Genomic DNA, 26,116 nt, shown 5'->3' with positions numbered 1-26,116 from the left:
TATATACTGATTACAAAAGGGTAAAGAATTATTAAGATATTGAAAAGGTAATAAAATGAAAGAAGTGAATTTCTTTGTTGTAGAAGATCATTCTCTTACAAATCTTGGTATAAGACAGTTTTTTGCTGGAAAGCCGGAATATAAATGCTGCGGCTTTGCTTCAGACAGAGATGAAGCTCTTGAGAAACTGGCAGAACTTGCAGTTAAAGACAATCTTCCTGATATTTTGATTCTTGATTTGAATCTTGGTGAATGCAGTGGTCTTGATATTTTAAAAGTTGTTAAAGAAAAATATACCTCTACAAAGGTTGTTGTATATTCAATGTATACTAACCCTGGAATTTTAAGTCTTGCCCTTGATAATGGTGCTCTTGGCTTTGTTTCAAAGGATAGTATGGAAAGCGAACTTTTAAAGGCTGTTTACGAAGTTGTTCATGGCGGAAGCTATGTACAGCAGACTCTTGTTACTTCACTTTTTACGTACAGAAGTCTTCTTGATAGTCTTACAAAGCAGGAACAGAATATTCTCAAAAAGATTATTGAGCGTAAGGAAAATGAACAGATTGCTTCTGAGTTGAATCTTACAATCCGAAGCGTTGAGAATTATCTTTCAAGAATTTACAGTAAAACCGGCTGCCGCGGACACGAAGAACTTGTTGCTAAATTCGGTTAATTCGACAGTCTCTTTGCAACTTCCAGAAGACGAGCCTTATCATTCATTTCAGGATCCTCAATAACGCATTCGAGAAGTTCATTTAAAATCCGTCCAAGTTCTTTTCCTGCGGGAATGCCTGCTGCCATAAGGTCTCGTCCGTTTACTGCAAGAGATTTCAATGAAAGTGTTGTCTTTTTCTCAAGCTCAGAGTGTACACGTTCCTTAAGCTCTAAAAGAAGCTGAATACTTGCACTGTAACGGATATCCACTGGTTCATTATACATGCCGTACATATCTGCCATGCGGAGGTCATAAAGATCTTCCATACATTCTGGTTTTGCGCGGATTATAAAACGTCTTACTGCTGCTTCAGACCAGTTGGTTTCATAATGAAACATATGCTCTTTTACAAGGTGACACACATTATTTATCATTTCATTTGAAAACTTCAGTCGTGTCATTACCTGCTTAGTGATTTTTTCACTATAGGATTCGTGATTGTAAAAGGTAATTGTTTCAATTTCTTTTGTGCTTCCGTCGTTTTTATCGCCGTCTAGAACTGTTTCTTTTACAAGTTTTTTAGCGGCCGGTTTTCCGATGTCATGGAAGAGGGCTGCAAGACGTACATTCAGCTTGGCTGCAGGGGCTCCGTCACAGGCATAATAAAGATGATCCATTACATCAAACTTATGAAAGGCTCTGTAGTCAGACTGAACACAGCCGCGGCATACCATAAACTCCGGAAGGAAAATAGACATTAAGCCGGTTTCTTCCAGAAGCTTAAGGCCTACAGACGGCTTTGGAGATGCCATTATTTTTTCAAACTCATCGCGGAAGCGTTCAATAGAAATTGATGCTGCCTTTTCCTGAATTTCTTTTTTGAAGATTTCTGAATATGTATTATTTTCTATACTAAAATTAAGTTTTGAAGCAAAGCGGAGGGCTCGTACAGGGCGGAGTCCGTCTTCCATAAATCGCTCATGTGCTACACCAACTGTTCTTATGAGACGGTTTTTAATATCTTCCTGACCGCCGTATGGGTCTACAACCGCGCCGTCTTCAAGAGAGGCTGCAATTGCATTCATGGTAAAATCGCGGCGGGCAAGGTCTTCTTCGATTGTTGCAGCGTAATTTATGCTGTCAGGGTGTCTGCCGTCTGAATAGCCTGCTTCTGTTCTGAAGGTTGTTACTTCAATTTCTGTGCCCTTAAAATGTACGGTTACTGTTCCGTGTTCTATTCCTGTTGGTACAACGAACTTAAAAAGCTTGATTACATCCTGAGGAGTAGCGTTTGTAGCAACATCCCAGTCATGGGCAGGAACTTTCATGAACATGTCTCTGACTGCACCGCCAACAAGATATGTTTTATAACCGGCTGCCGTAAAAATTTTTCCAAACTCAATAAGCAGTGGAGGAAGTTTTATATTTTTTGTACTCATCTGATGCCTCCGGAAATATAGCCTATGATATTAGAGGTTCCCGTGCAGAAGATACAGAACATTGCAGAACAAAATAAGGCAATCATATTTATAATATTTTTTATCTGATGTTTTTCTGTGAAAAGTTTAATGGCCGTTTCAACCAGCAGTACAATCGAAAAGAGACTGTTAAATATAGCCACATAAGACAGTACTGTAAGAATCCACTGCTGATTTTCATCCTGAAAATTCTGATAATTACCAATTATATAAAGAGTTATGAGAATTACACAAAAGGCCGTTACTGCAAGATTCAACGTCATGGAAAACTTGTAGGTAAGGGTATTTGAGAGAAGTTTTTTTGAGTATTTGAATTTCAGTTTATTAGCCATATAATCTGTTTTTGCTTGAAGACGGGCGCCATCTACTGATATAATAACATAATATTGATTGTTCGGGTACAGGTCTATGAAGAAATTTCTAGCATGTGTTTTTATTCTTGCGGTTTTCACAGGCGCCGTTTTTTATGTCGGATGGACTCAATTCCGTGTAAAACCAGATACTATCGGAATTGTTGTTTCCAAAACCAGTGGAGTAGACGAAAAACCTGTCTTAAACGGAGAATTTGCCTGGCACTGGCAGTTCCTCCTTCCAACAAATGCAACTCTTAAAACCTTTCATATAAAGCCGTACAGCACTCAAAAAACAATTTCAGGTACGCTACCTTCCGGTGAAGCTTATGCTTCAATCTATAATGCACAGGGGCTTTTTGATTACAGCATTACTTTTGATATTCAGCTTACAGTTTCTCCAGAAGCTGTTGTGGAGCTTATGGAACTGAATAAAATAACAGATGATGCAGATCTTGCAGTTTACCTTGAAGGGGCGGCAGGCACTTTAGCTCAGCATGCTGCAAATTATATACTCAACCGTGCCGAGACAAATACTGCTTTCAGAACGGAATCCCTGCGTCGTGAAGAAATTTTACGCGGTATTCAGATTTACAAGGATTTTCCAGAGCTTGATGTATCTGTTTTTTCAATTCAGAACTCAAAGCTGCCTGATTATAATATGTATAAAAGAATTTCAAATATGCAGCCAGACCAGCTTAATCCGTCGTATGGAGTTGAGTCTCAGCTGACAGAGCAGACAGAAATGCCGGAGGTTTTATAAATGGAAAAACGATTAGCAGCATTCCGGGGAGCGGTTTGTGTAGAAAACACACCAGAGAGCATTACTGAAAATGTATGCCTTATGTGCCGCGAATTATTTACACGTAATTCAATAAAAGCAGAGGATATTGTTTCACTTCAGTTTACAATAACAAACGATATTACAAAACTGAATCCTGCAACTGCATTACGCCGTGGTGACTGTGGACTTGATATAACAGCAGTACCGCTTTTCTGCAGTCAGGAAGCCTTTATAGAAGGCGGTATGCCGCTGGTAGTAAGGGCATTGCTTACAACTTATGTAGATGAAAGCTCGGCTGAGCGTCATAACGTATACCTGAATGGAGCTGAGAAACTCCGTCCAGACTTTTCAAACAGGTAACCGGAAGTAACAGGAGGAGATGATTATGAAGATTTGGGTAGTAAGTATGGAATGCGCCGGAATCGCAGAAGCCGGCGGTGTAAAAAACGTAACATTTTCACTGTGTAAGGAATTCTCGGATTTAAAGCACAAGGTAACACTTTTTATACCTGTATATAAATGTACCTGTCTGGATTCTCTTTTTGAATTCAACAAGCTTGAAACAGTTGCAGAGGTAGAACTTTGCGGCAGAAAAGAAAAAATCCAGTATACAACAGCAAGAAGTACTTCTAACTTTGATGTCGTTCTTATCAATCATCCTCTTTTTGCAGATAAGGAAGCTGTTTATACCTACACAGAAAATGAAGAAAAGCAGAATCCGGCTCATAAAAAAGGTTCCGGCCATTTAGATGGACTTTATCTTGATGTGCTTTTCCAGAAAGCAGTCTGTGCCTATGGCTCAATAATCTCCCGTTCAGATATTCCTGAAATCCTTCATTGTCAGGATGCTTCAACTGCAATGCTTCCGGCCTTTATTGCAGCTTCAAAGGCATTTAAAAAAACAAATTCTGTAGTTACAATTCATAATGCAGGTCCGTTCTATCATCACAGTTTTACTAGTATTGGTGAAGCTGCATGGTATACAGGACTTTCAACTCCACTGCTTGAAAAAGCAATGAATGGAAGGGCAGTTGAACCATTCCTTATTGCTTCAGCTTCCGGTGCATATCTTACAACAGTTTCAGAAGATTATGCCCGTGAACTTATTGATCCAGCAAACACTGAAGCTACAGAAGGGCTGGCTCCGATTTTTGCTTCAAATCATGTTGAAATCAAAGGAATTACAAACGGTTTTGATTTTGACCGCTACAATCCTGCATTAAAGGAGGTTTCAAAACTTCCTTTTGAGTTTGAACCGGAAAAGAATGATCTTGAAGGAAAACTTAAGTGCCGTAAATTCTTTATTCAGAATATTGTAAATACTGATAACTTCAAGGCAGCCGGAATTAAGAAGTACGGAAAACTCGACTGTTCAACAGAATACACAAAAGAGATTTTCTTTGCTTACCATGGCCGCATTACAACCCAGAAAGGAATTGCCGTACTTACAGCAGCTGTTCCTGCAATTCTTGAAAACTATCCTGATGTAAGATTTATTTTTGCAGGGCAGGGCGAACCTCGTCTAGAAATAGATATCGTACGCCTCTGCGAAAAGTATCCTGGAAAGGTTACCTTTATGAACGGATATAATCAGACAGTTGTGCGCCTTGCAACAGCTGTAAGTGATTTTATTGTTCTCCCAAGTTATTTTGAACCATGTGGACTTGAAGATTTTATTGGCCAGGTTTATGGAACTGTGCCAATTGCACATAAAACCGGCGGACTTAATAAAATCATTGATGGCCGTACAGGCTTCCTTTATGACAGCAATACAGCAGGCGTTCTCATTGCAAAGCTTTCAGAAATAATCATGCTTAAAATGCTGCGTCCAAGTCAGATTTCAAGAATGGTTAAGAGCGGTGCATACAGCGTTCATCATGAATACCTGTGGAAAACAGTTATTCAGAAAAAATATTTGCCATTTTTTAAAGAAATTTTAAAAAATAGTAAAGAATGATATTGACTAAATTATCATAAATCTATAATATAAGACTCACGTTCGACGCAATGAGTTGAACGTAACAAATAAATCTGCTGCCTTAGCTCAGCTGGTAGAGCACGTGATTTGTAATCTCGGGGTCGTGGGTCCAAATCCTACAGGCAGCTTAAAATGGGGAGTTCGCATAGCGGCAATTGCAAGGGACTGTAAATCCCTCGACTCGCGTCTCCAGAGGTTCGAGTCCTCTACTCCCCAGTAGTTCAAGAGTTAGATATTTTCTAACTCTTTTTTTATGCCCTTTTTAAACTATAAAAAATCAAAAATCCAGCTATATGTTTTGACAAAAACTCTTGTATAGGGTAAATTTAAATAATCTAATTTATAAATGTGAATTAGGGGGGAAAATGCAAATCTATTTCTGGGGTGTACGAGGTTCGGTTCCAACACCGTTGTCTCCGCAACAGGTTCAGTCAAAAATTATGGCCGCAATTCAAAGGGCAAAACCAGAAGATCTTGTAAATGCGGAAACCAGAGCAAAATTTGTTTCATCACTTCCTTCATGGATTTTCGGAACAGCAGGCGGAAATACAGCCTGTGTAGAACTTGTAAATAACGATACACATATAATTCTTGATGCCGGAACAGGTCTTCGTGCAATGGGAAAGGCTAGACCATGTCCTTCAAATTATCATCTGTTCTTTTCTCATTTTCACTGGGATCATATTCAGGGCTTTCCATTTTTTGATCATGCTTATAATCCTAAGTGTCATTTTGAAGTTTATTCACATTTTGATGATGCAGATGAATATTTCTGGGATCAGGTAGCAGAACCTTATAGCCCTCCTACTGTAGGAAAAACTCTTGCCAGAGATATTCATTTTACCCGTATTTATGAAGATGAAGAATTCAATATTGATGGAATCAAAATAAACTCTCATAAAATGCGACATCCTGGTGATTCTTATGCCTTTTCTTTTGAAAATAACGGTAAGAAGTTTGTTTATGCAACAGACGTAGAATTAAAATCTACAGATTACCAGGGTAAGAACGAAGGCGAGGCTGTATTTAAAAATGCAGATGTAATTATAATTGATTCGCAATATACAGTAGAAGAAGTATACAGGAAAGAAAACTGGGGACATTCTTCATTCTGTTATGCAATTGATTTTGCCGTTTACTGGAATATTAAAAAAGTGTATCTCTTTCATCATGAGCCTGTTTATGATGATAAAAAGCTCAATTCAATACTTGAGGCTGCAAGATGGTATGCTCAATATATAAATCATTCTGATATTGAGATTTTTTTAGCAAAGGAATCACAAGAGATTGATTTATGATAGTTGATAATGAAGATATAACCATACTAGATTATTCATTTTCGAAAAAGGAATTGTTTCTTCTCGCAAAATATCTGAGGACAAAGCAGGAAGAATTACCAGAGGGTCTTGAGCTTTTTTATAAAACACTGGAAGATTCCATTTACAATTGTCTTTCACTTGAAGAGGTTAAAAGATTCTACTCATGAAAAAAATATTATCTATTCTTCTGATTCTTTTTATTGTACTGGCAGGAAGTATCGGAGTTTCTGTTTGTTTTGTTAAAAATCTTAGTAAACCGGTTGCATCTGTTGATGATGGTACTAAGGTCAGAATTGAGATTCCAAGCGGTATGTCTGTTTCTGAAGCCGGTGAAAACTTAATGACAAACGGACTTATCCGTAACAAAAAACTCTTTTATTACACAGCACGATATCCAAAATTAAAGGTATTTCTTTATGGTAAAGATGCTGATAAGCCTTTTGTACTCAGAAGCGGAATTTATTATATAAGTCCTTCAATGAATATTGCAGAAATCCAGCAGGAACTTTCTTCTGGTCAGCAGGAGTATATAAAAGTTTCTCTTCCGGAAGGCCTTACAATTTCTAAAATTGCTGCTGAACTTGAAGAAAACCGTATTTGTTCTGCAGCTGATTTTATTGCAGTTTGTAAGAATTCTGATTTTGCTGCACAGAATGGAATTGCAGGAGAAACCTGCGAGGGTTTTTTGTTCCCGGATACTTATTTTCTAACCGCCGGTATGCCAGCAGAATCTGTTGCAAAACTTATGATTGATAATTTCTTCAGCAGAATAAGAGATATCGAAGGCCTTTCTCAGATGAACAGTGCTGACTTATATGAAACAGTTACTCTTGCTTCAATAGTTGAGCGCGAATATCGTGTAGAAGATGAAGCTCCTTTAATTGCAAGTGTATTCAAAAACCGACTTCGCCGAAGTATCGGACTTTATTCGTGTGCTACAGTTGAATATATTCTTACAGAAATTGAAGGCCGTCCTCATCCGGATCGTATCCTTATTGAAGATACAAAAATAGATAATCCTTATAACACTTACAAATGGGCAGGACTTCCTCCTGGACCTATTTCAAATCCGGGACTTGTAGCTCTCGGTGCCAGTGCAAATACACCTAAGACAAATTATTATTTCTTTCAGGTTGTAGATCCTGCAGCAGGTCGTCATGTGTTTACAACCAATTTTGATGAACATATTCAAAGCCACAGCCTTTATACAAAAAAGTCTGGTAAGTAGAGGTAGTTTGTGGCCGGCGGATATATTTCCAACGAAACAATAGATGCAGTTCTCAATACAACAGACATTATAACTACTGTCGGTGAATATACTAAACTTGAACGCCGCGGAGGAAATGACTGGTGGGGCTGCTGTCCGTTTCATGGTGAAAAAACAGCTTCTTTCCATGTTGATGGTGATAAAAGATTTTATCACTGTTTTGGCTGTCATAAGGGTGGTAACGTTATTTCCTTTATCATGGAAATGGAAAAACTTTCTTATGCAGATGCAATTGAAAGCCTTGCAAAGAAGAGTGGAATCCCTGTTAAGTATCAGAACGGTTATAATCCCGAACAGAACCGTTCAAAAATAGATGAGACTGAAAAGTTCATAGAACTTTATGAAAGAACAGCTTCTATGTTCCATTATTTTCTGATGGAAACTCCTCAGGGGCAGAAGGCTCTGGAATATGTAACAAAACGCGGACTTACAAAAGAAACTATCGAAAAGTTTAAGCTGGGGTATGCGCCGGCGGACCGTAAGTGGCTCTTTAAGTTTTTGCGTGGAAAGAATTTCAGTGCGGAGTTCCTTGGAAAATCCGGGCTTTTCAGCCAGAAATATCCTGAATATTCATTTTTCTCAGACCGTCTTATGTTCCCGATTTTTAACAGACGAGGGCAGGTTGTTGCTTTTGGCGGTCGTGTAATTCCGCCGGCAGATGAATCTCAGAGAAAGTATCTGAACTCCGGAGATCTTCCCCAATTCAAAAAACGCGAAACTCTGTTCGGGTTCAGTTTTGCTAAAAACGCTATCCGTGAAAAAAAATCCATTATTTTCTGCGAAGGAAATATGGACGTTATTGCATACCACCAGTGCGGGCTTGATTACGCTGTTGCAACTCTTGGAACGGCGCTTACAGAAGATCATATAAAAATGATTTCGGGCTTTGTTGCCGGTGGTACGGTTTATCTTTCGTTTGATTCGGATGGCGCGGGCCAGGAGGCAACGTGGAAGGCGATAAAGCTTTGCCGCGAGCACGACCTTACAGTAAAAATCATCAGATTGAAGGGTGGAAAAGACCCTGCCGAGATTATGTTGAATTTCGGAGCGGAGAACTTGACTGCGCAGGTCAAAAATGCTATATTAGATAGTGTTTATTTGATATTTAGACTAGGTGAAAAATACCCTATGGACACACCTGAGGGAAAAGCTAAGGCTGCCCTTGAGTTTTTCCAGTATGTGGATGCACTTCAGTCTGATATTCAAAAAGAATCATGTCTGGAACAGTTGTGCCAGGCATTCAATCTGAAACCGGAGGCTGTAAAAAGGGATTTTAACAATCGAAGTCAAGCCCGCGAACGCGCATACATCCGGCAAAATAATAATCAAACAGAACAAGGAACACAAATTAAGCTCGATGCAGAATTGAGAGGATTAATTGCTGTTACCGCCGACCTGAACCAATATGAGGTTCTGCGCTCTAAGCTAACTGAACAAGATTTTACGAATCCAGCTGCCAGAAGGTTATACAGGGTATTGGAAGAATGCTTTGCTGAGAATGTCTTTACTATAAGGGATATCCTTAACCGTTGCGATGATGAAAATCTGGTGCAGTTTATAACTGGATCAATTTCGTCCGGGGTTTATCAGAGTGAAAAGGTAAGTGTCATAGTTGCTGACACGGTAAATTATATAAAAAGAAATAAACTTGATGCCCAACGAAATAAATTATTGCAAAGAATAAAAGAATATACCGTAGTAACTCAAGAAGATCAGAATCAGCTGAATGCACTTCTTGCTGAAAAATTTGAGCTAGATAAGCAAGTACAGAGCTTAGGGAAAAAGTAGTGAATACTTCTATGGACGAAAAAAGCAGTGAAGCCCTCTTGGTTGGCAACCCTGCGATTGCAAAACTTATTGAGTTTGCAAAACAAAAACGGTTCATTACATGGGACGATGTAATTGAATATCTTGGACAGGAATTTGTTAATTCTGATGAATTGATGGAGCCTGTTCTTAAACAGCTTAAAGATATCAATCGTGAGCCTGTTGAAACTGACATTATCGGTGCAGATGATGTTCCTGAAGATGAACTTGTAGACGACGAAGATGATGATGGCATCATGCTTCAGGACGATGATGATGATATTTCAACAGATGATGAAACTGCTGAAATTGAGCAGGCTGAAAAGAAGCTTGCTGCATCTAAAAATCGCCTTGTAAACAGCGATAAAGATTCCAGTGTAGATGATCCAATCCGACTCTACCTCCGTGAAATTGGTAAAGAAAACCTTCTTACTGCTGAGCAGGAAGTTGAGCTTTCTAAGACAATGGAGCAGGGAAATAACATTATTAAAGATGTAATTAAGAATTCAGGAATTATGATTCCAGAGTTCTTTGCAATTGCACAGAAAGCCTTTACAAGAATCGACATCCATGAGCCTGGAAAAACCCGTAAAGAAATCAATGAAGAAATGGCAGACAAGCGCCGCCTTAAGAGCTTCTATGGAGAGCACATTAAACCTGTTCTTCCAGAAATGAAGCAGTACATGGCTCTTAAAAAGCAGCTTTTTGAAGCAGAGCAGTCTAGTGCAATTTTTGAAAACGAACAGCTTGTTGAACTCCGTAAAAAAATAATTCCTGAACTTCAGAAGGTAGATATTCAGACTGAAGAACTTGAGAAGTTTACTCAGAAATATCGTGAAGCAACAATCAAGATTGAAGAATATCATCAGAAGCAGGAAAAGAAGATGAAGGAACTTCGCATTTCGAATCCTTCAGAACTTCGAAGTCTTGGACGTAAGATTTCTATCCGCTCACAGGCTGCAAAGCTTGAGCAGGAACTCAATATGAGTGCTGATGAAATCCGTGAGATTTACACTCAGATTCAGAAAATCGAACGTAAGCTTCATCGCCTCGAGTACGAATTCGAAAATGACGTTGAAATCATCTTGAAAATGGCTAAAGATATTGAGTACGGCCGCCTGATGATGGAGAAGGCTAAGAACCGACTTATCAACGCAAACCTCCGTCTCGTTGTATCTATTGCTAAAAAATATACAAACCGTGGTCTTCACTTCTTTGACCTTGTTCAGGAAGGAAACATCGGTCTTATTAAAGCTGTAGAAAAATTTGAATACCGCAAGGGATTCAAGTTCTCTACATATGCTACATGGTGGATCCGTCAGGCAATTACACGTTCTATCTCTGACCAGGCACGTACTATCCGTGTTCCTGTTCATATGATTGAACAGATTAACAAGGTTGTTCGCGAAAGCCGTCAGCTTATGCAGAAGCTTGGCCGTGAACCAACTGATGACGAGATTGCACAGCAGCTTGGCTGGCCATTGGCACGTGTAAAGCAGGTTAAGAACGTTGCCCGCGAGCCAATATCTCTTGAAACTCCAATCGGTGAGGAAGAAGATTCAATTCTCGGAGACTTCATCGAGGATAAGGAAGTTGAAAATCCAGCAACACAGACTGCATTTACATTGCTTCAGGAACAGCTCAGAACTGTTCTTAATACACTGCCACCACGTGAGCAGGAAGTTCTTAAGATGCGTTTCGGTCTGGAAGACGGTTATTCACTTACACTAGAGGAAGTTGGTCTTTACTTTGATGTAACTCGTGAACGTATTCGTCAGATTGAGGCTAAGGCTTTGAGAAGACTTCGTCACCCACGCCGTGCAAACGGTCTGCGTGATTACATTGAGACCTAACGAAATGGATTGCTTCGCTTCGTTTGCAATGACGTCATTGCGAGGAGCTTGCGACGGAGCAATCCCTTATATAGACTAAAAAGTCAAAAAATTATATTATTACTAGATATTTTAAATAAGGAACCTTGAGATGGTAACAACAGAAGTTTTTGAGAATCTGAAATCTTTGCAGGAGATTCTCGTACAGAAATACGAGCTTGAAGGAAAGAAGAACGACGCTCCTAAACAGCTTAGCAATCAGGAAGACCTGCTTGCAAAAACACAGAAAGAATTCATTGAGTTGAAGTCAAACTATGATGAAACTCAGGAAAAAGTAACTCAGCTTAAGACTCAGCTTGATGAAGCAGTAAAATCTCGCGAAGAAGGCGAAAAAGGTGTTGCAAACAGTACTACACACCGCGAGTATGAAGCTCTCGAAAAGCAGATCAACGAGGCTAAGGCTCTTGAAGAGCAGGTAAGAAAGGATCTTCAGAAAGAAGAGAAAGAACTTGCTGAGCTTAACGAACGTCTTAAGAACACAGAAGAATCAATTAAATTCAATGAAAGCGAGCTTAACTCAAGCCGTGATTCTCTTAATAAAGAGCTTTCTTCTTATGATGATAAGCTCAAAAAACTTAAGGTTGAAGAAGATAAGGTAACAAAGAATATCAATGACATCTATTCTTCAGAAGAGAATGCAGAGCTTAAGGCTCAGGAAATCCTTTTCAAGTTCCAGAGAATCATTCAGCGCAATTCTGAAGGTATCGTTTCTGTAAGAAATGGTGTTTGTTCAGGTTGTCATATGATTCTTCCTGCAAACTTTGCAAACGAAGTTCGCGAAGGTGAAGATATTAACTTCTGTCCATACTGCAGCCGTATCCTTTATTACGAAGAGGTAGCAGAAGATCAGCAGGAAGATTACTTCGATATCGGAGCTGCTGGAAGTCTTGCAGGTCTTGATGATGAATTTGATGATGAAGATTCTGAGTTCGCAGAGGATGAGGACGAAGATTCAAGATCAGAGTTCGATGACGAAGACGAAGTTGATGATGAAGACGCTGAAGATTCAGATGATGAAGACGATTCTGATGATGATTCAGATGAAGATGAGGACGAAGAGTAACCTCTTATTCTTTAATTTGTTTTTAATACAGATGGAATATAACCGTGCTGCCTTTCGTTGATGATAACGGAAGGCGGTGAGAGAAAGTCCGGGCTCCTTCGGAAAGAATGCCGGGTAACAACCGGGCACAATCTGGCAGCTGTAGATTTTCTGCATAGCCCAGTGCGTGACAGATAGTGCAACAGAAATTGTACCGCCCGCTGCAAAGCGAGTAAGGGTGAAAAGGCAGTGTAAGAGACTACCGGTCATGTCGGTAACGGCTGACGCTTGTAAACCTCATTCGGAGCAAGATTAAGCAGCAGTTAAGTTATTCCGAGCTATACTGCGGGTAAATCGCTGGAGCTGAATGGTAACATTCAGTGCGGATAGATGGTTATGCCTGCTTTTCTGTTTTTACAGGAAAGTGGAGAACAGAACCCGGCTTACCGTTCCATCTGTTTTTTTTATAAAGTGGTGGGGAATTGAAAGCGAATTACAATATTGAAAACAGCAGCTACGCAAAAAAGAAAAGCCACCTGCTGCGGAATATTATCCGTACTGCAGTTGTAATAATCGTAGTATCTGCAATCGCTTTTTCTGCCGTTTTTTTAATCAAAAAATATCAGTCTGGAAAAATCACAATTAAAACTATAAAAGAAGCCTGGGCCGTTTATGACTATCAGAAAGTGTATGAGCTCAGCAAGATTTTTCTTCAGGATAACACCTACAATAATACAGCATTAACATATTATAGCTATGCCTGCTTTTTCCTTGCTCAGGCACAAACAGATACACAGCTTGCACAAAGCTATCTTGATGAATGCATAAATAATATTCGAATTGCCCTTTATGAGGCAGACAAAGATCTTATTCCTCAGCTTCAGTATATGCTGGGACGAGCTTATTTTTCTAAGAATACAATTACAACACATTACTATGCCGATCTTGCTGTAAAATATCTTCTTCTAGCAAAAGAAAACGGATATGAAGCAGATGATATAGCAGAGTATCTCGGACTCAGTTATGCTTCTCTTGGCCAGACAATGGAAAGTATTTCGGCCTTTACTGAAGCTCTTCTTGTGCGTGAGTCAGATTCACTGCTTCTTGCAATTGCAGAACAGTATTATAAGGCACAACAATTAAATGCTTCTGAACAATATCTATTCAGAATCATAAAAAACAGCGATAATGAAGATATAGTGCTAAAGAGTCAGAACCTTCTTGGTTCTATTTATATAGATAAAGAAGATTATGATTCTGCGCTCGAAGAATTTGAGAATGTTTTGAAAAAAAACGAAAATTCTGCTGACGCACATTATGGAATTGGTGTAATATATGAGAAGCAGGGTAATATTGTGAAGGCCCGTTCTGAGTGGCGTAAAGCTCTTAAGATTCAGGTTAATCACCCTGGAGCTCTGCAGAAAATGTCAGAAAATTAATTTGTAAAAAAGAGAACCGGGAGGAAATAGATGGGTTTTTTTGATAGTTTTTCAACAGATATTGGTATTGATTTAGGAACCTGTAATACCTTGATTTATGTTCGTGACAAGGGAATTGTTATTGACGAACCTTCAGTAATCGCTGTTGAGAAGGGAACAAAAAGAATTGTTGCCGTTGGTGCAGAAGCTAAGCGAATGCTTGATAAAACTCCTGGAAACATCATGGCTATCCGTCCACTTGCAGATGGTGTTATTGCCGATATAGATAGTACAGAAAAGATGATTAAATACTTCATCTCAAAAATCATTCCACGCCATCAGCTTTTCAAATCAGTAAGAATGAAGATTGGTATTCCTTCCTGCGTAACTGATGTAGAACGCCGTGCAGTTATTGAAGCTGCAATGAAGGCTGGTGCTAAGGAAGTTGAAGTAATCGAAGAAAGCCGTGCAGCTGCTATTGGTGCAGATATTCCTATTTTTGAGCCAGCTGGACATATGATCTGCGATATCGGTGGTGGTACTGCAGAAATCTCTGTAATTTCCCTCGGTGGTATGGTTGTTACTCACTCAATCCGCGTTGGTGGAGACAAGTTCGACGAAGCAATCGTAAAGCACGTAAAGAGTGTTCATAACCTTATTATTGGTCAGCCAGCTGCTGAACGTCTTAAGATTCAGATTGGTAATGCCGCTCCTGAAAAAACTATCGAAAAGATGGAGCTTAAGGGAACTGACGCTATTACTGGTCTTCCACGCCGTCTCGAAATCGACAGCGTTGAAGTACGCGAAGCTCTCAAAGAGCCTGTAACAAAAATCGTTGAAGAAATTAAGTCTGTACTTTCAGAAACTCCTCCAGAGCTTGCTTCAGATATCATTGAACGTGGTATCGTAATGACTGGTGGTGGTTCTATGCTCCGCGAGCTTCCAAAGCTCGTTTCAAAGGAAACTGGTGTACCTGTTATTCTCGTAGAAAAGCCTCTTGAATGTGTTGCTCTTGGTGCTGGTAAAGCATTCGGCCTGTTCAAGGATATGTATTCTGAGAGAACAATTTACGACAGTCTTAACGACTAATTCAAGCTTTCTCCGGGTGGGTGGTTATGCGAAGAAAGCCGAATTTTTCTTTCAAAATTAAATTTGCAGAATTTCTCCTCGTTCTATATCTGCTTGCCGGAGGTTTGTCTCTGGCATTCCATACCGGTGGATTTATCTTAAACTTTAAGCAGATTGGTTTTTCTGTTTTTTCTTCACTTGATAAGGGAGTTCACTTTGTTGCAGGTGGATTTAAGAATACCTTTAATGCAGTAGGAGAACTCCGTAAATTAAAAAAAGATTATAATGATTTAGTAATTAAGCTTGAGAACTATGAAGAAATGCAGCGTTCCAATGCAGATATCCGTAAGGAGAATGCTCGTCTTAAGGAACAGCTGGACTTTGCAGTTTCTTTAGATGAAAAAAATATCCCGGCACAGATTATTGCCCGAGATCTTGATAATGCATTTACATATCTTACAATCGATAAGGGAAGTGTAAACGGAATCCGTAAGAACATGCCGGTTATTGCATTTCAGAATGGTAACCAGGGACTTGTAGGAAAGGTTGTTCAGGTTGGAACTTTTACAAGTCAGATTATGCCGATTTACAATATCAACAATATCGTTTCAGCACGTATTCAGAATACACGAGACCTTGGTCTTGTAAATGGACTGGGAAGTCAGGATCAGCCGCTGCTTATGCAGTACATCCGAAAGTCTGTAGTTGATGAACTCAGTTATGGAGACATCGTAGTAACTTCCGGTGAAAACGATAATTACATGCGCGATATTGCAATTGGTACAATCACAAAAATTACTACACTTGATTATAACTCATCGCTGAATATTGAGCTTGTGCCGATTATTGATTTTGCAAGACTCGAAAATGTAGTTGTTGTTAATCAGAAAGAACTGAACGACCGAAAGGCAGATAAGGAGTAGAGCGTATGACAAAATCAATTCTTGTAAGTACATTCATACTTTTATGTGCCGTTATTCTTGAATCTTCAATTCTGTCAAACATTACATTCATATATATTGTTCCAGATCTTGTATTAATCTGTTCAATTTATTTTTCACTTTTGAATGGAAAGATAGTAGGTGAAACAACAGGCTTTATTTCCGGAATCTTACTGGATTTTATTACCGGTATTCCTTTCGGCTTTAACTGCATATTCAGAACCATAATCGGATATGTTGGCGGAATCTTTGCCAAGAATGTAATTATTTCTGGTTTTATTCTTCCAATGCTCTGTGTGGGAATCGGAACAATTGCTAAAACTCTTATGGTAAATCTTCTGGGACTTCTGTTTCCAAATGTGCACATCTACATTGCCGGAATCATTTCATACGATTTCCTTTTTGAATTTATTGAAAATGTTCTTCTGGCACCGTTTGTATTTAAGTTTTTAAGCTTTTTCCGAAAATCACTTGCAGTACGCTCTGTTAAGGACAGTATAGACAATGATTAATTCTGAAGACAGATTAACAAAAGGTTCTAAAATCTTCATTCTTCTCATTATTCTTGTCATTTTTTTTATCTGCTATGCATACAGACTGTTCTCAATGCAGATTGTACAGGGTGAGCATTATCGTTCGCAGTCTCAGAGAATTTCAAGTCAGATTACAGTTATTTCAGCACAGCGTGGTGAAATCTTTGACCGCAATGCGCTGCTTCCAATTGTAATCAATACAGATTCGTTTGCTGTTGAAGTAACTCCCGGTGAAATTCCTAAGGACCGTTACGATACTGTAATTCTAAAACTTGCACAGTATTTAGGAATCAGTAAAACTGATATTGATAAAAAGATTCCAAAAAATATGCGCCGTTCATATTCTACCGTACAGGTAAAATCAAACGTGCCTTTTACAGTTATTTCTAATATTGCAGAAAATAAAATTGATCTTCCTGGTGTTTCCTGGGTTTCTAAACCAATCAGAAACTATCAGCATACAGGATCTCTTTCTCATATTGTAGGTTATGTTGGTGATATCAACCAGGACGAAATGACCGTTCTTTATAACCAGGGCTACAAGAAAACAAGTATTGTTGGTAAGACTGGTATTGAAAAGCAGTATGATTCACTGCTTCAGGGTAAGGAAGGCCGCGAAATGTCTACCGTTGATGTTCATGGCCGAATTATTTCTGATACACCAATTGTTGAGCCGCCGGAAATGGGTAAGAGCCTTGTTCTCACAATTGACAGTGATACACAAAAGCTTGTAGAAGAAGCTCTTGGAAACAGAGTTGGTGCTTCAGTTGTTCTTAAGCCTGCTACCGGTGAAGTTCTTGCAATGGTTTCTTATCCGTATTACGACTCAAATATCTTCAGTTCGGATGATGCGGGAATCGAATATGCAAAACTTTTGAATGATACTTCAAAGCCTCTCTTGAACCGTGCCGTTCAGGTTTCTTATCCTCCGGCTTCCACCTTCAAAATCATCATGTCTGCCGCAATGCTTCAGGAAAATGCTTTCCCTGCCAGCAAGAAAATCGAATGTAAGGGTGTAATGGTTTATGGTGGCCGTAAGTTCCACTGTCACGTAAAAGAGCCTGGACACGGCTGGCTTGATATGAAAAACGCTATGGCACAGTCTTGTGACGTTTATTACTGGACTGTTGGCCGTGATTATCTTGGTATTGAAAAGATTGCCTCTTATGCCCGTGAGTTTGGTTTTGGTAAGAGTGCTCAGATAGATTTGCCTAGTCAGGTTTCTGGTCTTGTTCCAACTGCTGAATGGAAGGAAAAGAAATATCACGAAAAATGGCTTGGTGGAGATACAATGTCTTGTTCTATCGGACAGGGCTATATGGAAGCTACTCCTTTGCAGCTTGCTAATATGGTTGCAATGGTTTCTAACGAAGGCGTAATTTATAAGCCTCATCTCCTTAAGGAAGTTCGTGATCCAGTAACAGGTGAAGTTATTGATTCAGTAAGACCTCAGGTTCTTACTGAATCAACAATCGATAAAGATGTATGGAAACAGATTCAGGAAGCAATGCGCTATACTGTTACAGACGGTACACCTCAGTATCCTATGCATAATAAGATTGTTCAGATTGCCTGTAAAACAGGTACTGCCGAAGTTGAACCATACAGTAATCCAAACAGAAAAGATGAACAGAGCTGGCACTCTTGGCTTGTTGCTTATGCTCCTTATGATGCACCTCCAGAGGATCGTATTTGTGTTGCAACAATCGTAGAAGCCTGCAACAAATGGGAATGGTGGGCTCCATACTGTACAAATATCATCATTCAGGGAATCTTTGCACATCAGAATTGTGAAGAAGCTACAAAGGCTCTTGGCTTCTCTTATCTTACAAATAACCGCGGAAGACAGGAATAGGAGAGGTTAGTATGAAGAATAAGTTTTTTTCAATGTTCGATTATCTTCTGATTCTTGTTGTATTAACTCTTGTAGCTCTTGGAGTAATGTTCATTTATTCTTCAAGTATTAACTCCGAAGGAGTTCGTGTAACAAACGAATATATAAAGCAGATTATCTGGGCTGCAATTGGTTTTGTAATTATGATTGGAATTACAATCTATGATTACAGAAGAACAGAATCTCTTTCTATTTACGGTTTTATCGGGCTTCTTATTCTTCTGGTTTATACAAGAATTTTCGGTCGTTATGTAAATGGTGCAAAAAGCTGGATTGGTATCGGTGAATTTGGTATTCAGCCTTCTGAGTTTGGAAAGGTTTTCTATATTCTTTATTTAGCTCGTGTTCTCGATGATACTGCTAATGGAGATCAGTTGAAGCGTTTCTTCCTTGCAACTGGAGTTCTGCTTCTTCCTATGGGACTCATCCTTTTACAGCCGGACCTCGGAACTTCTTCTGTATATCTTCCTATTTACTTTATCATGTGCTTTATTGCCGGTGTTCCAATCAGATATATCGGTTATATATTCCTCTTTGGTGTATTCACGATTTTCTTTGCGATACTTCCGGTATGGAATGCAGAAATTGCAATAAATCCACTAGCAGTTATTACGATTTTAACAAACTTTAGATTAAGAGCAATTTTGATTTTCGCCTTTGTCGTAATTACACTTTTGGGTTACGTTATCCGCCGTTACCTTCACGGTCCTCGTTATATTCACTGGATTATCTACTTTACATCAATTATTGCACTTGCACTTATTTTCTCAATGATTTTTGGCAAGGTGTTAAAAGATTATCAGATTAAGCGTTTAATCATCTTTATGAATCCTAATAAGGATCCTTTGGGCGCCGGCTGGAACATCATTCAGTCTAAGGTTGCCATTGGTGCGGGTGGTGTAATTGGTCAGGGATATTTGATGGGAACTCAGAGCCATTACCGCTTCCTTCCTCAGCAGAGTACAGACTTTATTTTCAGTATTCTTTCTGAGGAATTCGGCTTCCTTGGCGGAATGCTTGTATTCTCATTATACTTTGTTATTCTTCTTAAGATTCTTTATATTATCCGTAAATGCGTAAACCGTTACGGCTCGTACATATGTGCCGGAATATTCGGAATGTTCTCGTTCCATTTCTTTATTAACGTAGGAATGGTTATGGGTATAATGCCGATTACAGGTATTCCTCTGCTGTTCCTTTCTTACGGTGGTTCATCACTGCTTACAGCAATGACTTGTATCGGCCTTGTAATGAATGTAAATTACAGAAAGGCCGAACTCAAGTAGTTTTAATCAGAATTAATTAGCAGCTTCAATAACAGCATAGAATGCAGGTTTAGTATAATAAACCCATTTGTTGCTGTTTGGCTTTGTAAACAGAAGCGGGAACTGATTACAGTTACCAAGCCATTTCTTCTGATATTCCATATTCAGCCAGGTGTTTTCATCATTAAGCCCCCATACAGTAATGCTTTCTACACCATGTTTAGAAGCTGTCTTACGGTTCTTGATATAAACCTGGAAGTAAGCCTTGTAAGCATCAGAAAGACTGTTGAACTGCTTTCCGCTGACACCAACAATATCTTTTTCTTTGTCATAGCTGTTCCATGTTCCAATATCAAGCTCTGTAATCTGAACATCAATACCTTTTGCAAGGAAATCTGTGATTTCTTTTTCTACTGCACCGGCAGAATTCTTAACACTATGATGAGACTGCAGTCCCATTGCATCAAGTCTGGTAGGGAGAGTTGCATCATCTTTATGAGAAAGAATAAGATCAACAACACGAAGCTGCTTAGCATGCTTATCGCTTACAGAAGTTCCGTAGATTCCACCGTAATCGTTATAAACAAGCTTTACATCTTTTGGAGCATATTTATTTGCATACTTAAAAGCATCAACAAGGAAGTCTCCGTTCTTATAAACTGAATACCATTTTGAATCAGTTCTAAGCCAGCTTGAACCTCCATCAGGTGTAGCTTCATTAAATACATCCCATGCCCAGATAATATGCTGTCCGTTATTATTTTTCTTTTCCCAGTTATCAACACGTTCCAGAACAGTTTTGATATACCATTCAAGGCGTGCTTCCATTTCATCGCGGCTAACTAAAGCTTTTGATTTATCATAATCTTTACAGAAAAATCCATCTTCTGTCTGAGAATGCCATCCAAGAGTATGACCTCTCATTTTAAGATTATTTTTCTTACAGATTGCAAGAATATCATCAATACGCTGAAGTCCATTAAGAACCGGAGTTTTAATTGTTACACCGTTAGATGCTGTAAAAGAGCCGGAAACAGTTGGTTTATTTCCCCACCACGCCATTACAAACTGAGGCTTAAACTCGTTTCCCATAGTAATCTGGTTTGCATGCTTTGAAAGACCTTTCTGAACTTCATCATAATAAAGTTCCTGTTTTGTTCCCCAGCCATTACCAAAGTTACCGTATTCAACTGCAAAACCAACATGTTCAAAATACTTTTCATAAGTTTTGCTGAAAGATGGAACGGATGGATCAAGCCAGTCTTTTGAAGTTACGGTAGAATTAGATGCTGCGAATGTACAATTAACAGTCATAACAAAAACAAAAATCATACATAAAAGAGTTATTTTGTTCTTTTTCATAATATTACTCCTTATTATTTGTTGAATTTCCTTTTCAATTTTAACATAAGGCTTTTTTTATGTTCATAAAATAGGGGAATTTTTCTAAAAATTTAATTAACAAAATCAATAAATATAACAAAATTATAATTTGTGATTCTTTGACATTTATATTGTAAAAAATGTATAATTTGATAAAGTTTGAAAAAATATATGAGGTAGAAAACGTGAAAAAATTTCATTATTGTGTATTTATATTATTCGTTTTTTTTACAGCGTGTAGCTCAAGTATTCCATTACCTGAAAATAAATCTAACAAAATAGAAGTATCAGTAAGTAATATACAGGATTTTACTCTTAATTCTTCATTAAATACAGAAAAAACAGAATTAACAATAACAGTAGAAAGTTCAATTCCATTTAATGAGCTAACATGGTCATTTGACGGAAAGGAACTTTCTGAAACAGGAAGTCAGACTGTAATTAATATTAATTCTTTAAAAAAAGGTGTCTATAATTTAATTGTTACAGGCATTTATAACGGTATAGTATATTCTGCTGAAATGATTATAACTATAAATTAAGAAAACGGAGTAAAAAATGAAAAACTTTTCAATTAAATTTTATAAAAATGTAATTTACTTTTTGATTGTAGTACTATTTTTTTCATCTTGTCAAAATTCATATAATGATGAATATAATAAAATTTCAGACAATGAAATAACAGATAATTCAACTTACTTTGTTGTAAATAATAATTCTAGTAGATCTGTTCTACCTGAATATAAAAATGATTCTTTTAATGTATATGTATTAAAAGGCAGTCTTGATGATGGAGAAGAAAAAGATTTTGGAACCTTCAATTCATATAATGACTTATGCAAAACCAAGTTTGAGGTAACTGAAGGAGAATGGACTTTAAGTTTAACCGCCCAAAGATATGAAACTGTTTATTCTGATTCTATTACAACTACAATAAAAAGTGGGGCAAATTCAGTTTCTTTTGAATTAAAAATGGAAAAATTGGATACAAAAGAAGGTAAAGGAAGTATTCAATTTAATTTAAATGTTCCAAATGAAGTTGAAAAAGTAATATATTTACTAAAAGATTTTTATAAAGGCTCAATACTTTCTGGATTTGAAAAAATAGAAACAACTGTAAATAATGGAGTATCCGTTTTTAATGCACAGGACGTTCCTTCTGGAACTTATTATATTGATGCTGATTTGTATGATAAAGATGGAAATAAATTAAACGATTATAGAACAGTAGCTACTGTTTGTGATAGTGTAATCAGCAAAGGTGTATTTACAATTACTACAGTAAATCAAATTTATAACATTACTTTCGCTGCTGGTCATTATTCATTCGAAGAAGGATATGTATTCAAAGCATCTTATACAAGATTTGATACTGATCCAATTATTTTACCTGCAAAAGACAATCTGAATACAGCTCTTCAATTTTTGGGCTGGTATTTAAATAGAGACTGTACAGGTGAACCTGTAACAGAAATTCTACCTTCAGAGCAAACAGATTATGTCTTATATCCAAAGTGGGGTAATGAACTTACATGTACAGTATCGGAATTGGAAGAATATATTACTGATTTTTATAATACTGAAATAATTGTTCATATTACCGATTTAAATCCAGAAATTGATAAAATAGGAAAGTGTCTTAAAAAGAATACAACAGTAAATGTTTGTCTTGATTTAGATGCTTGTACAGAATTAACAAGAATTGATGACAGTTTTAGTAATTTAAATAATCTGATTTCAATTTCTATCCCGGAAAATATTAACTATATTTATAGTAATGCATTTGGTGATTGTAAATACTTAAAAGAAATTTATTATAATGTAAAAAATTATAATTATAGTTATAGTTATTCGCACTGGCTTAATTCTAAAACAGGTTGTGAGTCTGATATTGGTGGTGTAATAATAAATATTGGAGCTGGAGTAGAAGAAATACCAAAAAATTTCATGAAGTTTGAAGGAAATGACTGTATAAAAAAGATTAATTTCCCAGAAAACTCAGCCTTGAAAAAAATTGGAGAATCTGCGTTTGAAAATGTTGCTGCAATTGAAGAAATAACTCTAGGCGAAAATCTTGAAAATGTAGAAAGTAGTGCTTTTTATGGATGTAAAAATCTCAAAACTGTAAGAATTACAAAAAATGATATTTCACTCGGTTATTCTCCTTTTGATAAAACAAATATCGAGTATATTTATTTTTCTGGAAATCTTACTGACTGGCTTAATTTTTGTAATACAAATTATACTTCCGGATATTCAGGTTCCAGTAAAATAAATTGCAATACAACGGATGGGTCTAATTTATATCTGAATAATGAACTTCTTACCGATGTATATTTAGATGATAAAGATTGTATTATTAATCCTTATGCTATACAGAATATTAAAAGTATTACTTCAATAACTATAGGTGAAGATGTTGAATCAATAGATATAAAATCAATTAGTAGTACTTATAAAATTCCTAATTTAAAAACAATTAATTTTAATGCAATAAACTGTAAGGATATTTCTTCCTATTCATATATTTTTGGTAGAACTATTGGAAGTAGTGAAGGTATAACTGTAAATATTGGAAATAAAGTAAAAAGAATTCCAGCATACCTATTTCAATCTTACTATAGTAACAGCGATTTTAACTTAAACAAACTAGTTTTTAAGGATAATTCTGTATGTTCTGAAATTGGTAGATCAGCTTTATCCTCGCTTTCTAAATTAAAATCTATTACACTTCCCAAAAGTATAACTACATTACAGGCTTATGTATTTTCTGATACTGCTTTGGAAAACGTATACTATCAAGGAAGCCTTGAAGACTGGTATACAAAAATAGAATTCTATACAGAGAGTTCAAATCCTTTGTATTATGGTGAAGCTAATTTATATGTAAATAAAAATGAATTAGTAGAAACGCTTGATTTTTCTGATGAAATAACAGATTTATCAATTCAACAACATGCCTTCAGTGGTTGTAAGAGCTTGAAAAAAGTTGTTATACCAGAAAATGTAACTTTAATACCTAAATATTTTATAGACTATGCTTATTATGTTGAAGAGCTTGATTATAATCCTAGTGCTAGTATCAATTTCACTACTGAATATTCCAGATGTTTTCTTGATATGGGAACAAAATCTCCAAATGGTGTAAAACTTGTAATAGGAAAAAATGTTACTAAAGTTCCAGATTATTTCTTTTATCTATCAAGTGCTGATATTACTGAACTTACATTTGAAGAAAATTCTAAATGTAAAGAAATAGGAAAACAGGCATTTTATTGTTTAACTTCACTAAAGAAGATTACAATTCCAGAAAGTATAGAAATTATTAACTCTGCTGCTTTTAGTGGAGATAGTCGTTCATCATCTTGGGGATCTTATCTGGAAGAAATCAATTTCAATGCAAACATAACAGACAGTAATCACAAAAATGAAGGTTTCTCATATGTCGGACAATATTATGAAAAAGGACTTGTACTAAACATTGGACCAAATGTCAAAGTTATTCCGGAAAGATTATTTTATAACGCTTGCATAAAAACTGTAGTTTTTGAAGGAACTGGTATTTCAGAAATTAGAGAAAATGCCTTTTACGGACATACAATTAACGAAGTAAAATATCCTGGTACACAAAGACAATGGCAGGAAATAACTTTTGAGAAGGAAAATTCAAATCCTTGTTATGCTGGTGCAAATCTTTATATAAATGGAGAACTTTATACTGAAGTAACATTTGATTCTGATATAACAAAAATGCCAAATGCAACATATTCAGGTGTAAAAAGTATTACGAAAATCACAATTCCAGAACAAATTACAGAACTTGGTAAATACACTTTCTGGAATTGTACAAATGTTACACAACTGGATTATAATTCCATTTCCTCGAAAATTTTTGGTAGTTCTAGTTTATTCTATAATGTTGGTCACAACACTGAAGGTGTAACTGTAAATATAGGAGATAAAGTTATAGAAATTCCTAATGGGATTTTCGAGGAATCATATTCAAAAAATTATTCTATAAAAATCACGTGTGTTAATTTCCCAGACAATTGTATTTGTAAAGAGATAGGGGCAAGAGCCTTTTATGGGATTATTTCTCTTGGAGAAATAACAATTCCTAAATCTATTATAAAATTTGGAAGTAGCGCCTTCCAGGAATGTAATGCACTGAAAGATGTATATTATCTTGGATCAAAAGCTGAGTGGGAAGAAATTTCATTCAAAGATCAGTATTCCTCACCATGTTGTAATGGAGCTTCCTTATATTTTCAAGGAAATAAAGTAACTTCAGTAGCGTTCCCAGAAGGTACACTTACAACTCCTGCTGGAGCTTATTCTGGTTGTAAAGATATAACATCTGTTTCTTTGCCATCTACTCTGAAAACAATCAATAACTATATTTTTTATAAATGTACAGGACTTACTTCTATTACAATTCCTGAAAGTGTAGAAGAAATATTGGATTCTCCTTTTTATGGATGTACTGGATTATCAGAAATTATTTATTTACCATCAAAACTTAGTAAAAATACAAGTTATCCTGGTGATATGTTTAAGGAAGCAGGAAAAACATCTTCAACAGGAGGCTGTACTTTAACAATAGGTTCAAATGTAGTTGAAATTTCTGAAAGTATGTTCAGGGAAGCAAGAAATATTAATACAATAAACTTTCAGGAAAATTCTAAATTAGAAGTAATAAAGAGAAGTGCATTTGAATATTCTGGATTAACATCTATAATTATTCCTGATAGTGTTAAAGAATTGGAAAGTGATTCATTCTATGGTTCTCATAGTCTTGAATCTGTTACAATTGGTTCTGGAGTAAAAAAAATATCTAGTCGTTCATTTAGTAATTGTGAAAATTTAAAGCAAGTAACATTTAAGGATACTGAAAATTGGTATAAAAACGAGTACAGTTATTATTCAGAATTTAATTCTGAAGATAAAATTGATGTTTCTGATTCACAAGAAATGGCGCAAAAACTAATAAAAGAATGGAATGACTATTATCTATTTAAAAAATAATATAAAATCATTAAGATT

At 36.8% G+C, this 26,116-nt stretch carries 21 protein-coding genes, 2 tRNA genes and 1 other RNA gene; 21 read left to right on the top strand and 3 right to left on the bottom strand.

The genetic code is table 11. The features are described 5' to 3' along the window. Positions 1 to 55: 55 nt before the first annotated feature. Positions 56 to 673, top strand: coding sequence for a response regulator (locus AABJ44_RS08580; RefSeq protein WP_338368473.1), 618 nt, complete (start codon positions 56 to 58; stop codon positions 671 to 673). Here AABJ44_RS08580 and AABJ44_RS08575 read toward each other — a convergent pair. Together AABJ44_RS08575 and AABJ44_RS08570 are read right to left on the bottom strand one after the other, a co-directional pair. Next, on the bottom strand, positions 670 to 2,094 hold the full coding sequence (locus tag AABJ44_RS08575) for a CCA tRNA nucleotidyltransferase (protein ID WP_338368472.1): 1,425 nt from the start codon (positions 2,092 to 2,094) through the stop codon (positions 670 to 672). The genes AABJ44_RS08580 and AABJ44_RS08575 overlap by 4 nt on opposite strands. Beyond that, entirely contained in the window at positions 2,091 to 2,465 is a 375-nt protein-coding gene (locus AABJ44_RS08570; RefSeq protein ID WP_338368471.1) for a hypothetical protein, read from the bottom strand. The genes AABJ44_RS08575 and AABJ44_RS08570 overlap by 4 nt, the downstream gene beginning before the upstream one ends. Before the next feature lie 76 nt (positions 2,466 to 2,541). On the opposite strand from AABJ44_RS08570, the gene AABJ44_RS08565 reads away from it, so the two are divergent. The 18 genes from AABJ44_RS08565 to rodA all read left to right on the top strand — a co-directional run bounded on the left by AABJ44_RS08565 (position 2,542) and on the right by rodA (position 19,711). Then, positions 2,542 to 3,246: a hypothetical protein gene (locus AABJ44_RS08565; RefSeq protein WP_074640384.1), complete on the top strand. Its 705-nt coding sequence runs from the start codon at positions 2,542 to 2,544 to the stop codon at positions 3,244 to 3,246. Then, positions 3,247 to 3,627: a chorismate mutase gene (gene aroH, locus AABJ44_RS08560; protein WP_338368470.1), complete on the top strand. Its 381-nt coding sequence runs from the start codon at positions 3,247 to 3,249 to the stop codon at positions 3,625 to 3,627. It abuts the gene before it with no gap. A 25-nt stretch (positions 3,628 to 3,652) separates the two neighbouring features. Further along, on the top strand, positions 3,653 to 5,224 hold the full coding sequence (locus AABJ44_RS08555) for a glycogen synthase (protein WP_177177693.1): 1,572 nt from the start codon (positions 3,653 to 3,655) through the stop codon (positions 5,222 to 5,224). 76 nt (positions 5,225 to 5,300) lie between these two features. Continuing rightward, positions 5,301 to 5,373 (top strand) — tRNA-Thr (locus tag AABJ44_RS08550). A gap of 6 nt (positions 5,374 to 5,379) precedes the next feature. After that, positions 5,380 to 5,461, top strand: a tRNA-Tyr gene (locus tag AABJ44_RS08545). 149 nt (positions 5,462 to 5,610) lie between these two features. Continuing rightward, positions 5,611 to 6,543 carry an MBL fold metallo-hydrolase gene (locus AABJ44_RS08540; protein WP_338368469.1) on the top strand — a complete coding sequence of 311 codons (933 nt, stop codon included), beginning with the start codon at positions 5,611 to 5,613 and terminating at the stop codon, positions 6,541 to 6,543. Then, entirely contained in the window at positions 6,540 to 6,731 is a 192-nt protein-coding gene (locus AABJ44_RS08535) for a hypothetical protein (RefSeq protein ID WP_074640392.1), read from the top strand. Before AABJ44_RS08540 ends, AABJ44_RS08535 begins: the two co-directional genes overlap by 4 nt. Next, the gene (mltG, locus tag AABJ44_RS08530) at positions 6,728 to 7,792 is read left to right on the top strand and encodes an endolytic transglycosylase MltG (RefSeq protein WP_074640394.1); all 1,065 of its coding nucleotides are present in this window, start codon (positions 6,728 to 6,730) and stop codon (positions 7,790 to 7,792) included. Before AABJ44_RS08535 ends, mltG begins: the two co-directional genes overlap by 4 nt. Before the next feature lie 9 nt (positions 7,793 to 7,801). Further along, positions 7,802 to 9,619 (top strand): DNA primase, encoded by a 1,818-nt coding sequence (dnaG, locus tag AABJ44_RS08525; RefSeq protein WP_338368468.1) that lies wholly within the window; start codon positions 7,802 to 7,804, stop codon positions 9,617 to 9,619. A gap of 11 nt (positions 9,620 to 9,630) precedes the next feature. Then, positions 9,631 to 11,490, top strand: a complete 1,860-nt coding sequence (gene rpoD / locus AABJ44_RS08520; protein WP_074640898.1) for an RNA polymerase sigma factor RpoD — start codon at positions 9,631 to 9,633, stop codon at positions 11,488 to 11,490. Between the two features lie 130 nt (positions 11,491 to 11,620). Then, positions 11,621 to 12,592 (top strand): zinc ribbon domain-containing protein, encoded by a 972-nt coding sequence (locus AABJ44_RS08515; protein WP_338368467.1) that lies wholly within the window; start codon positions 11,621 to 11,623, stop codon positions 12,590 to 12,592. A gap of 27 nt (positions 12,593 to 12,619) precedes the next feature. Beyond that, an RNA gene (rnpB, locus tag AABJ44_RS08510) (RNase P RNA component class A) lies at positions 12,620 to 13,034 on the top strand. 19 nt (positions 13,035 to 13,053) lie between these two features. Continuing rightward, the gene (locus AABJ44_RS08505) at positions 13,054 to 14,010 is read left to right on the top strand and encodes a tetratricopeptide repeat protein (RefSeq protein ID WP_074640397.1); all 957 of its coding nucleotides are present in this window, start codon (positions 13,054 to 13,056) and stop codon (positions 14,008 to 14,010) included. Between the two features lie 30 nt (positions 14,011 to 14,040). After that, a complete protein-coding gene (locus AABJ44_RS08500) occupies positions 14,041 to 15,078 on the top strand; it encodes a rod shape-determining protein (RefSeq protein ID WP_074640399.1) in 1,038 nt (345 codons plus the stop codon). Positions 15,079 to 15,104: 26 nt separating this feature from the next. Continuing rightward, complete coding sequence (gene mreC / locus AABJ44_RS08495) at positions 15,105 to 15,980, top strand: rod shape-determining protein MreC (RefSeq protein ID WP_074640401.1); 876 nt, start codon at positions 15,105 to 15,107, stop codon at positions 15,978 to 15,980. 5 nt (positions 15,981 to 15,985) lie between these two features. Then, the gene (gene mreD / locus AABJ44_RS08490) at positions 15,986 to 16,510 is read left to right on the top strand and encodes a rod shape-determining protein MreD (protein WP_074640402.1); all 525 of its coding nucleotides are present in this window, start codon (positions 15,986 to 15,988) and stop codon (positions 16,508 to 16,510) included. After that, positions 16,503 to 18,386: a penicillin-binding protein 2 gene (mrdA, locus tag AABJ44_RS08485; protein ID WP_338368466.1), complete on the top strand. Its 1,884-nt coding sequence runs from the start codon at positions 16,503 to 16,505 to the stop codon at positions 18,384 to 18,386. The genes mreD and mrdA overlap by 8 nt, the downstream gene beginning before the upstream one ends. Before the next feature lie 11 nt (positions 18,387 to 18,397). Further along, complete coding sequence (gene rodA / locus AABJ44_RS08480) at positions 18,398 to 19,711, top strand: rod shape-determining protein RodA (protein ID WP_338368465.1); 1,314 nt, start codon at positions 18,398 to 18,400, stop codon at positions 19,709 to 19,711. A gap of 12 nt (positions 19,712 to 19,723) precedes the next feature. Here the strand turns inward: rodA and AABJ44_RS08475 are convergent, their stop codons facing one another. Continuing rightward, complete coding sequence (locus AABJ44_RS08475; protein ID WP_338368464.1) at positions 19,724 to 21,052, bottom strand: endo-1,4-beta-xylanase; 1,329 nt, start codon at positions 21,050 to 21,052, stop codon at positions 19,724 to 19,726. 161 nt (positions 21,053 to 21,213) lie between these two features. Between AABJ44_RS08475 and AABJ44_RS08470 the strand changes: the two genes are divergently transcribed. Continuing rightward, positions 21,214 to 21,615, top strand: a complete 402-nt coding sequence (locus AABJ44_RS08470) for a hypothetical protein (protein WP_143064143.1) — start codon at positions 21,214 to 21,216, stop codon at positions 21,613 to 21,615. A gap of 16 nt (positions 21,616 to 21,631) precedes the next feature. After that, positions 21,632 to 26,098: a leucine-rich repeat domain-containing protein gene (locus AABJ44_RS08465; RefSeq protein ID WP_338368463.1), complete on the top strand. Its 4,467-nt coding sequence runs from the start codon at positions 21,632 to 21,634 to the stop codon at positions 26,096 to 26,098. Positions 26,099 to 26,116 lie beyond the last annotated feature (18 nt).

Source organism: Treponema bryantii, assembly GCF_036492245.1.
Classification (GTDB): Bacteria; Spirochaetota; Spirochaetia; order Treponematales; family Treponemataceae; genus Treponema_D; species Treponema_D bryantii_C.
This window is presented reverse-complemented; position numbering and strand designations above follow the sequence as displayed.